The following is a 9,776-nucleotide window of genomic DNA, read 5'->3' on the forward strand; positions in this document are numbered from 1 at the left end:
CACCGCCTATGGCGGTGGTAATCTTATTATTTCTTTTTTTCTTTCGCTAATTTCTTGACTGAGCGTTTTTCTAGTACGTCTAAAAATTCTTGGAAACTCTCTTGATCAATGAACGGATTAGTTTGCTGTGAATACCTAGCGTTGCGTTCAAAAATTTGTGCCATGTGAGGGTGACTGGCGAGGTTTACTTCTACGTGTGGCTTGGATAGAGAGAGATTTCTAATCCTTTGAACACTATGTGCGTACTTTTCTGCTAAATCGAAACCAGTAAAATTGGTCCCATTACCCCCGACAATAAATGCTCTATAGCTTTTCCCTTTATCTGTAACAAAAAACTCTAGTGATAGGGTCCCTCTTGTATGTCCCGGTGTTAAATAGAACTTAAAGTGTTTGCTCCCCACACTTAATTCATCGTTGTCACTTACAAAGGTTTCAACTTTAGGTGGTAGAAACAGATTATCACCTGTTGAATTTTTTGCCGTGAATTTAGCTAAACGAAAATCTATGCTGGACATCATAACTTTTGCCCCAAAATGCCTTTGGATATATTCGGCAGAACCGACGTGATCTGAGTGACCATGGGTAATAAAAATGTATCTAATATCTTTTGGGTTGAATCCTAATTTCTGTATATTTTGTGGGATCCATCGCCCATAGGGACTATCTAATGAATCAATGAGAACAAGTCCATCTGACGTGGTGACCAAATAGGAAGAAACCCATTTATCGCCGACATAATAGAGGTCATCGAACATCTGAAAAGGTTCAACGTAGCCGTTTTTCACGGATTTATTTGGAATATATTCTTTTAGAACGGCGGAAAAAGCGTTCATTGATAGTAAAAAGAGCAAGCCAATTTTATATGTCATCATGCAATCTCGCCTATGGTGAGTCATTTCTGGTGTGTACAACACCATGTTGCTTAAACCTTGTGGCTAATGTCGTCGATTGTCCTAGCGATGAGACTAAGTTGCAAGCCCAAATCCTACTCGCATCTGAGCTTAAAATCTTGAATGAAAAAAGTAAAATGGCTAGTTATGTTGTCTTGGATTTATCTGAGTCTTTTGACCATTGGGTGGGAAGGGCTTAGCTGTAAAAGATCCCACAGGTTACCGTATAGATCTTTAAAAACGGCGACCGTGCCGTAGTCTTGTTGCTCAGGCTCTCTAATAAATTCGATTCCGATTGAAACCATTCTTTCGTAATCTCGCCAAAAATCGTCTGTGTTTAGAAACAGAAATACACGCCCACCTGATTGGTTGCCGATAAAGTCACGCTGCTGAGGTTTAGACGCTTTGGCGAGTAATAAAGTCGTACCGCATGAATTTGGTGGCGCAACCACTACCCAGCGCTTTTTTTGCTCCGGTTGGTAGGTATCTTCTATTAGTTCAAACTTAAGTTTGTTGATATAAAAATCAATGGCGTCGTCGTAGTCATCGACTACCAAAGCGATATGGATAATACTTTGTTTCATTGTCAGCCTTTCATCGTAGCTCTATTTATTTTGTATGGTATCAGACAGGTAAATCGCCACAAAGTAAGTGTCACATTAAAAATTCCATACTAAATAAATAATTATCATTATTATAATAAATGATAATTATTTTTTATAATAAATTGTTCTTATAATGCAGTCATTGAAACAAACCGTAAGATTAATTATATATTTGGAGCCAATTATGAAGATGAATCACGTGGGTATTATGGTGGGTGATATGAGTAAAGCGGTTGAGTTTTATACCCAAGCGTTAGGCCTGCGAGTCGTGATGAATAACACCAAAGTTATCGAAGAGCGAGAGTCTGCAATCGGGCGTATGTGCATTGCCGTGTTTGGTAAAGGGTTTGCAGGGTTTAATATTGCGCATCTTGTGACAACCGATGGCATTGGTGTGGAACTGTTTGAAATGAAGCAACGTCAAGATCGACATCATGTTGACTTTGCTCGTCTAGGTATTTTTCATTTCTGTCTGCAAACGGATGACTTTGAAGGAGTGATGGCAAAGGTAGAGTCTCTCGGTGGTAAAGTTCGTATGGATGTGATGCGCTACCATCCTGAAGATGATACTAAGCCAGCAAAAATGGTTTACCTAGAGGACCCGTTTGGTAATTTGTTTGAGTTGTACTCCCACTCTTATGAAGAAACCTATGCGTCTGATTATGAGTAACTCAACCGATAGATTGGGAGGAATTTAGGCGCTACTCTTTGTACGGGCATCCACTTAGCGCTAAGTAACGAAAAACAAACTGGTTTTGGTATGTTACTTACTGGCACTTAATGTTTTCTCGATTACTGCGATAACTTGGTTATAGCGTTTGCCAAGCGAAGTATTGAGTTTGCTGACCAGATAAATGGGTTCCAAAACTTCTTTTTCTATTTCGATCACTTTGAGTTTATGTCTGCCATTGAATAGGTTTATGCACCAGCTCGGGACAACGGTAAAGCCAATTCCTCTCGTGATAGGCTCTAAGATCTGGTGTATTTGATTGATATAGCTTTGGGTTTTTATTTCATCGAGATTGAGTAAGTTGAGCTGGGTATGGTTGGACTGGGCAATATAGGTTTGGAAATAATGTGCGAGATCTGGATGTCGAATGATACCTAGGTCCTTGAGTAGATTGTCTAAAGGTGAGTCCATTTTTGTACACTCGGGCACAACCAACTCGAGACGTTCAGCGCCGATATTTTGGCTAGAAAAATACTTGGAATCAGGTTTTTTTGTCACCAAGCCAAGGTCGAGTGTGCCTTGCTTTATTTGCTCAAAAATGCATTCGTTTGGCGTTGCTTCAAGCTCAATAGATAAGTCCGGATAGCGAGCTTGTAAGTCCAGTAGAGGAGAATAGAGCAGCCAAGCCAATGTGCCGGAGCAACCTATGGTACATCGTCCTTTAAAGGCTTCATCCTGGCCTAAATTTTGTAAAAGTCTGGCTTCATTTGCGAAGTAATCAAGTGCGTAGTGGTAAACTTTTTGCCCGTAAAGGGTAAGCTCAAACTGTTTATTGAAGCGTTTTAAAAGCGGATATCCACAGGCATGTTCTAGTTTGCTGATATGTTGAGTTACACCGGGTTGAGTCATATGAAGCGTTTCAGCAGTTCTGGTAAAATGGCCAACTTCGATAAGGGTTTTAAATGTGTTTAGCCATATGGGGTTTAGCATGAGTAGTGACCAATAATTATCAACAAGTTTATCTTTGATAATTTGTCATTATACAGACAAATTACCTTCTCGTATGATGAATATTTTCATGTAGCTTTGAAATGCACCTTGATTTGTTCTCTAAACAATATCCCAACCTATTATTGTTCAAAAATATTGTGAAATACCAAATTTCACTAATAATATTTCAGTATTGAGACCTAAATACCAATTTTTTCTCATGTCATAAAGTTGAAATAAAGTTTGACATCTAATGTTTAGTGTATAAATGTTTAATTTTTCTGATTATTAAATGATTAAGTAGAAAAGCCGTCATTAACATATAAATAGAGATTTTTAATTTATGGCCTGTATGTTCTTCTTGTAGGGGGTTGTTTTATTTTTCTAGATATTTCAATAATTTAAAGTTTTTTTTTGATTTTGGTTATAGATTCTAAGTATGGTTTTCCAGTTTTAATCTCAATGATTCTAACGACTTGTTATTTGATAATACTTATTTTTTTGTTTAGAGTACAAAGTGTTTGTGCGTTTGTGCACCTAGCAAAGGATAAATCATATGATTCCCATACTAGAAGTTAAGGGACTCTACAAAGTGTTTGGAGAGAACACAGATCGTGCATTTACAATGATGGATAAGGGTGCGGATAAAGACCAAATTTTTGAAAAGACGGGTCTAACCATTGGGGTAAATGATGTATCTCTTTCAATAAATGAGGGAGAGATCTTTGTTATTATGGGCCTCTCCGGTTCAGGCAAATCTACATTGGTTCGTTTACTAAATCGCCTTATTGAACCGACCAAAGGCAGTGTGTACTTCAAAGGTGACGATATTTCTCATATTTCTGAAGAAGCGCTCAGAGCCGTTCGTCGTAAAAATATTTCTATGGTTTTTCAGAGTTTTGCGCTTATGCCCCATATGACGACTCTCGAAAACGCAGCATTTGGTTTAGAGTTGGCTGGTTTGGAGCTTGATGCACGAAAGAAGCTCGCGCTTGAGGCTTTAGAAAGGGTCGGCTTGGAAGCTTATTGTGATTCTTTTCCTGATGAATTGTCTGGCGGAATGAAGCAGCGGGTAGGTTTAGCTCGTGCATTAGCCTGTGATCCAGATATTTTATTGATGGATGAAGCCTTTTCAGCATTGGACCCACTGATAAGAACGGAAATGCAAGACGAACTGATACGTTTGCAAAATGATGATAAGAGAACAGTGGTGTTTATTTCCCACGATCTAGATGAAGCGATGCGTATTGGTGACCGTATTGCAATTATGCAAGATGGTGGGGTTGTTCAGGTTGGTACCCCTGACGAAATTCTTCAAAAACCAGCTAACGATTATGTGGCTGCATTTTTTAGAGGTGTTAACTTAGCTTCGGCGCTAACGGCTAAAGATATTGCTAAAAAAGCACCAGCAGCCGTATTCAAAAAATCAGAGCATGATGGCCCTGCTTCGGCATTACAGCTGTTAGTTGATAGTGATAGAGAGTTTGGAATTATTGTCGATAAAGGAAATCATTATTCTGGTATCGTGTCATTAGATTCACTTCAATTGGCACACAGAGAAAATCGTTCTCTGTCTAGTGCCGAGCTTGATGGTTCCATCACTCTTAAACCTGAACAACCGATAAATAGTATTCTTGGGTCCGTTGCGGCTGTCCCCTACGCTGTTCCTGTAGTCGACGATGGTGGTAATTACTTTGGTGTCATCAGTAAATCGAGATTACTGCAAGTATTGGATAAGGAGTAGAACCATGTCATCTACGCAAAATACAACTGATCCTTGGGGTACCAGTCAAACTGAGCAATCTAATGATTGGTTAAATGCAGAAGTAGTTGAAGAAAAGCCTTTTGACTTACTGAACCCTTTTGAAGATGCTTTTCTACCATTAGATAATTGGGTCGATTCAGGCTTAAATTGGCTTGTGGAATACGGACGCCCTATTTTTCAAGCTATTCGTGTACCTATTGATTTTATTTTAACGTCATTCGAAGCTGTGCTTGTTTCAACCCCCGCGCCAATAATGCTCGTTATTTTATCATTGCTTGCTTGGCAGTTTTCTAGTTTACGACTTGGCGCCACGACCTTTTTATCATTAATTTTTATTGGTTTTATCGGCGTTTGGTCTCAGTCGATGACGACCCTATCACTCGTTATGACCTCGGTGTTTTTCTGTTTATTGATAGGTTTGCCTGTCGGCATTTGGCTCGCTAGGAGTGATACTGCGGCAAAATTTATTAGGCCAATACTTGATGCTATGCAAACGACGCCAGCGTTTGTTTATCTTGTTCCCATCGTCATGTTATTTGGTATAGGGAATGTACCCGGAGTCGTGGTGACGATTATCTTTGCGTTACCCCCAGTTATTCGTTTAACCATATTGGGTATACAACAAGTTCCGGAAGAGCTAATAGAAGCGGGGCACTCATTTGGTGCGAGTAAAAAGCAGATGCTGTATCGCATCCAATTACCTCTTGCTTTACCGACTATTATGGCAGGGGTAAACCAGACCTTAATGCTATCACTTTCAATGGTGGTGATTGCTTCAATGATTGCTGTTGGTGGTTTGGGTCAGATGGTTTTGAGAGGCATAGGTCGATTAGACATGGGGCTCGCTGCTGTTGGTGGTTTAGGTATTGTAATACTTGCGATTTTATTAGATAGAATAACTCAAGAACTGGGAAAAAATGCAGGCAATACCAAGACACGTTGGTACCAGTCTGGGCCAATTTCAATTGTCCTACATTTTTTCAAACAAACGAAATCCCCCAAAGCATCCCTAGAGGAGAACTATAAATGAATCATTCATGGAAGAAATTATTGACAGTAAGTACTTTATTTACAATGGTGCTTTCTGCTCAAGTATCAGCGGGTAGCCTTCCCGGTGAAGGTGTGACGGTTCAGCCATTACAATCAACAGTTGCTGAAGAAACGTTCCAAACTTTGATCGTGAATCGAGCGCTGGAAGCACTTGGTTACAAGGTCCAAGAAACAAAAGAAGTAGATTATAACGTTGGATATACATCTATCGCTAAAGGGGATGCGACGTTTCTTGCTGTTGGTTGGTTTCCACTTCATGCTGACAAATACACAATGGCAGGTGGAGACGAGAAGTTTTATCGTCAAGGACAATATATTAGTGGCGCTGCACAAGGGTATCTGATAGATAAAAAAACAGCACAAAAATATGGTATTACTAATATCGGGCAGTTGAAGGATCCTAAATTAGCTAAGCTTTTTGATGCTAATGGTGATGGTAAAGCAGACTTAACTGGTTGTAATCCTGGTTGGGGTTGTGAAATGGTTATCGAGAAGCAGCTAAACGCTTTTGGATTGCAAAACACGGTTACTCACAACCAAGGTAATTATGCGGCAATCATTGCCGATACAATATCTCGTTATAAAAAGGGCGATCCTGTTCTTTATTATACGTGGACTCCATACTGGGTTAGTGGGGTACTTGTTCCAAGAAAAGATGTTGTTTGGCTTGAAGTGCCATTTTCTGCATTGCCCGGTGAGCGTGAAAATGTGGATACTACCTTGGCGAATGGAAAGAACTATGGATTTGAAATGAACTCGATGCGTATTGTAGCGAATAAAGATTTCACAGATAAGAATCCTGCAGCCGCTAAGCTTTTTGAAATCATTAAGTTAGATATTAATGATGTTAGTGCGCAAAATATGATGATGAGTCAAGGCAAAAGTAGTTCTGCTGATATAGAGTCGCACGTAAATGGGTGGATAAAAGCGAATCGTTCACAGTTTGATGCTTGGGTTTCTGAAGCCAAAAAAGCGGCTTTATAATATGTAACGCTATGCTACTTATGAGTGTCTGGCTAGGTAGTTAGACATTCATAAAAGCCATTATATGTTGCGACTTTTACGCCTCGTGGTACGCGAGTATATTTCGTACTCCGACACCTTACCTCGTATATGATTGCCTGCTGATATGATATTTGGTGCTACTTGTAGCACTAATTGGTAATTTTCATGGCTTTAGTTTATAGGTCTGATTATTATCGTAGCAATATTTCTTTATAGTTAGGTTGGTAAATGGGCTTAGATAGAATTGACCGTGAAATCTTGCGCATCTTGAACCTCAAAGGCCGCCTACCTGTCGTTGAGCTAGCTAAGTCGGTGAATCTAACGACTTCACCTTGTTCAGATCGTGTAAAGCGCCTCGAGAAAGAGGGGTATATCAAAGGCTATCATGCGGAGTTAAATCCAGAAAAGTTGGGGCTAGATGTACAGGTGTTTATCCATATTCGCCTTGATCAGTCTAGTTTTTCAATTTTTGATAAGTTTGCCAAAGCCGTCGAAGACATGCCAGAAATTGAAGAGTGCTATTCCTTATCAGGAGATTTCGATACTATGATCAAGGTTCGTGTCAAAGATATGAAAGCCTATCAGAGTTTTATGTCGAGTAAGCTGGGTACCTTACCAGGTGTGATTCAAACGCGCAGTGAAGTGGTTATTGAAGAACATAAAATCGGTTTTGGAGTTAATGCTGATTTGATCATGACGTTGTAAAAAGGGAAGTTTTTCTTCCCTTTTTATCTTACAAGCCTTAAGCAACAAACGAAGAGGCAATACCGATCAGGCCGCCAAACACGCCTCCCCAAACAACAAGCCAACCTAGATGTTGCTTAATCATTTTTTGCACTATCTCTTTAACCAGCTTAGGTGTTAGCTCATTAAGCCGCTGATCAATAATATTCTCGATATTCGCTTGAATCTCTTCCATCATTGCAGGCGATTCTAACTGATCTTTGAGCGCTTCTTTTACGGCATCACTTTGGCTGATCTCAACCACTGCTTGCTGCATTTTTTCGACAAATGGTTCTTTGAGTGGTTGTAGAGCTTCAGTGCCACCAAACATGGCCAGCATGCTACCAAAAGAGGAATCTGCGATGACATTCACCAAGGAATCAAATGTTGGATTAAAATCTACTTTTTCTAAAATGGGCTCAAGTTTGAGGCTTTTTCCTCCAGACATTTCTTTGTTAAGGAAACGGTCTATATTTTCTTCGGTAAAAAATTGCTCCATCATGAGGCTTTTGATGGCAGCCTTAAATTCCTCAAATCGAGCAGGAATGACACCTGAACCATACAAGCCAGGCACTTTTTCGAACAGCATGTGGATGGCTAACCAGTTAGTAATCGCGCCTGAGAAAGCGAATAATCCAGCGTAATAGGCAAGGGTGTTGTCAGTTTGATAGCCACCAGCTAACAAAGCCAGTGCGAGAATATTAGTCAGTAAACTCTTGTTCATGCTTTCTCTAAAACAATAATTGGATAGTAGTGTGCGAGTATACACCAAGTACCAACGGAGATTGAACAGGATATGGAGTAATCTCCGTTGTAGCACTCGATTAAAAATACGTTTCTTCGAATTTACATTCGGGTCTCTACCTTCTAGTGTTCCTGAAGACGCCCCAAAGCACAACAATGCTTTTTGTCTTTCTTACATAACCATATGTTTATAAAGCGATTCATTTGATGCCAACATATGGGTGTGGTAGTGTGTTATATAGTTAAACTATTGAATTTTTAGAATTTTTTAGAGCGCCTTTGGTTGGGGACATATGAAGATTACGACTTTAGTGGATAATTTATGTATTAGTAGTAGGGAAGATCTAAAGGTTGAACGAGGCTTATCTCTTCATATCGAAACGTCCAGTACTGACATTTTATTTGATACTGGTAACAGCAGAACATTTTGTGATAACGCACGCCTACTTGATATCGATATTGCTGAGGTTGGCTTGGTGGTGTTGTCTCATCGGCATCATGATCATTGTAATGGCACCTTGCATTTTACCGAAGCAAATAGTAAAGCAAAAATTTATATGAGAGAGTGCGAGGATCAGAACTATTATTTTCAGGCATTTGGTTTTAAGTCCAACGTAGGCATGGACAAAGAGATTTTAGAACGAAATAGTCACCGAATTGAGTTTGTCAAAAATACTACTGAAATTTCGAATAATATTTACATTGTCACTAAAATTGATGAGAAATATGCTCAGTCTTTAGGTAATAAATATCTTTACACTCAATCAAAAACTGGTTTTGAACGCGATAAGTTTAATCACGAACTTATTCTCGTTATTAAAGAAGAGGATGGCCTAGTTGTATTTACTGGGTGTGCCCACAGCGGTGTGCTTAATATGGTTGAAACTGTAGTTAATCTGTTTCCAGAGCAAAAAATTAAAGCTGTGGTGGGTGGTTTTCATCTCGTAGGCCTACCGGTATTTAATAGCATAGGTGGTTCTAAACAAGATATTGAAGTCATTGGTCAAGTTTTAGCTGAGTATCCAATCGATAAGTTTTATACAGGGCATTGCACAGGAATGAAAGCATACGCCATTCTCAAGCAGGTGCTAAGCGATCGTCTGGAATACATACCAACCGGTCTGAGTGTGTATCTTTAGTGAGTGTTGTTATCAAAGTCACTATAAATCTCATTTAGAGTACGTCATTAGCATAATTAGCTGTTGAATTTATGCAGGAGAATTATATCTAATATATCAAGGTTACTTGTATATTATATATAAATCAATGAATTAAATGACTAAATGATATAGTTTAAAGTCACAATTTTATACTATATTCGAAGTATTTAATTG

Annotated in this window: 10 protein-coding genes; 6 read left to right on the forward strand and 4 right to left on the reverse strand. The window is 39.2% G+C overall.

What is annotated here, in order from left to right; genetic code table 11:
- Positions 1 to 26: 26 nt before the first annotated feature.
- Entirely contained in the window at positions 27 to 872 is an 846-nt protein-coding gene (locus tag KO511_RS22030) for an MBL fold metallo-hydrolase (protein WP_215989525.1), read from the reverse strand.
- Between the two features lie 179 nt (positions 873 to 1,051).
- Positions 1,052 to 1,474 carry a VOC family protein gene (locus tag KO511_RS22035; protein ID WP_215989526.1) on the reverse strand — a complete coding sequence of 141 codons (423 nt, stop codon included), beginning with the start codon at positions 1,472 to 1,474 and terminating at the stop codon, positions 1,052 to 1,054.
- Between the two features lie 205 nt (positions 1,475 to 1,679).
- On the opposite strand from KO511_RS22035, the gene KO511_RS22040 reads away from it, so the two are divergent.
- On the forward strand, positions 1,680 to 2,165 hold the full coding sequence (locus tag KO511_RS22040) for a VOC family protein (protein WP_215989527.1): 486 nt from the start codon (positions 1,680 to 1,682) through the stop codon (positions 2,163 to 2,165).
- A gap of 93 nt (positions 2,166 to 2,258) precedes the next feature.
- Here KO511_RS22040 and KO511_RS22045 read toward each other — a convergent pair whose 3' ends face one another.
- On the reverse strand, positions 2,259 to 3,155 hold the full coding sequence (locus KO511_RS22045; RefSeq protein WP_215989528.1) for a LysR family transcriptional regulator: 897 nt from the start codon (positions 3,153 to 3,155) through the stop codon (positions 2,259 to 2,261).
- A gap of 556 nt (positions 3,156 to 3,711) precedes the next feature.
- Between KO511_RS22045 and proV the strand changes: the two genes are divergently transcribed.
- The 4 genes from proV (at position 3,712) to KO511_RS22065 (ending at position 7,680) form a co-directional block, all read left to right on the forward strand.
- Positions 3,712 to 4,899, forward strand: coding sequence for a glycine betaine/L-proline ABC transporter ATP-binding protein ProV (gene proV, locus KO511_RS22050; protein WP_215989529.1), 1,188 nt, complete (start codon positions 3,712 to 3,714; stop codon positions 4,897 to 4,899).
- 4 nt (positions 4,900 to 4,903) lie between these two features.
- Positions 4,904 to 5,950, forward strand: coding sequence for a glycine betaine/L-proline ABC transporter permease ProW (gene proW / locus KO511_RS22055; protein ID WP_252724511.1), 1,047 nt, complete (start codon positions 4,904 to 4,906; stop codon positions 5,948 to 5,950).
- Entirely contained in the window at positions 5,947 to 6,954 is a 1,008-nt protein-coding gene (proX, locus tag KO511_RS22060; protein ID WP_215989531.1) for a glycine betaine/L-proline ABC transporter substrate-binding protein ProX, read from the forward strand. The genes proW and proX overlap by 4 nt, the downstream gene beginning before the upstream one ends.
- A gap of 249 nt (positions 6,955 to 7,203) precedes the next feature.
- Positions 7,204 to 7,680: an Lrp/AsnC family transcriptional regulator gene (locus tag KO511_RS22065; protein WP_215989532.1), complete on the forward strand. Its 477-nt coding sequence runs from the start codon at positions 7,204 to 7,206 to the stop codon at positions 7,678 to 7,680.
- A 37-nt stretch (positions 7,681 to 7,717) separates the two neighbouring features.
- Here the strand turns inward: KO511_RS22065 and KO511_RS22070 are convergent, their stop codons facing one another.
- Complete coding sequence (locus tag KO511_RS22070; RefSeq protein ID WP_215989533.1) at positions 7,718 to 8,422, reverse strand: DUF445 domain-containing protein; 705 nt, start codon at positions 8,420 to 8,422, stop codon at positions 7,718 to 7,720.
- 313 nt (positions 8,423 to 8,735) lie between these two features.
- Between KO511_RS22070 and KO511_RS22075 the strand changes: the two genes are divergently transcribed.
- Positions 8,736 to 9,581, forward strand: a complete 846-nt coding sequence (locus KO511_RS22075) for an MBL fold metallo-hydrolase (protein ID WP_215989534.1) — start codon at positions 8,736 to 8,738, stop codon at positions 9,579 to 9,581.
- The last annotated feature ends 195 nt before the right edge of the window (positions 9,582 to 9,776 follow it).

It is taken from the genome of Vibrio hepatarius, assembly GCF_018860525.1.
Lineage (GTDB): Bacteria > Pseudomonadota > Gammaproteobacteria > Enterobacterales > Vibrionaceae > Vibrio > Vibrio hepatarius_B.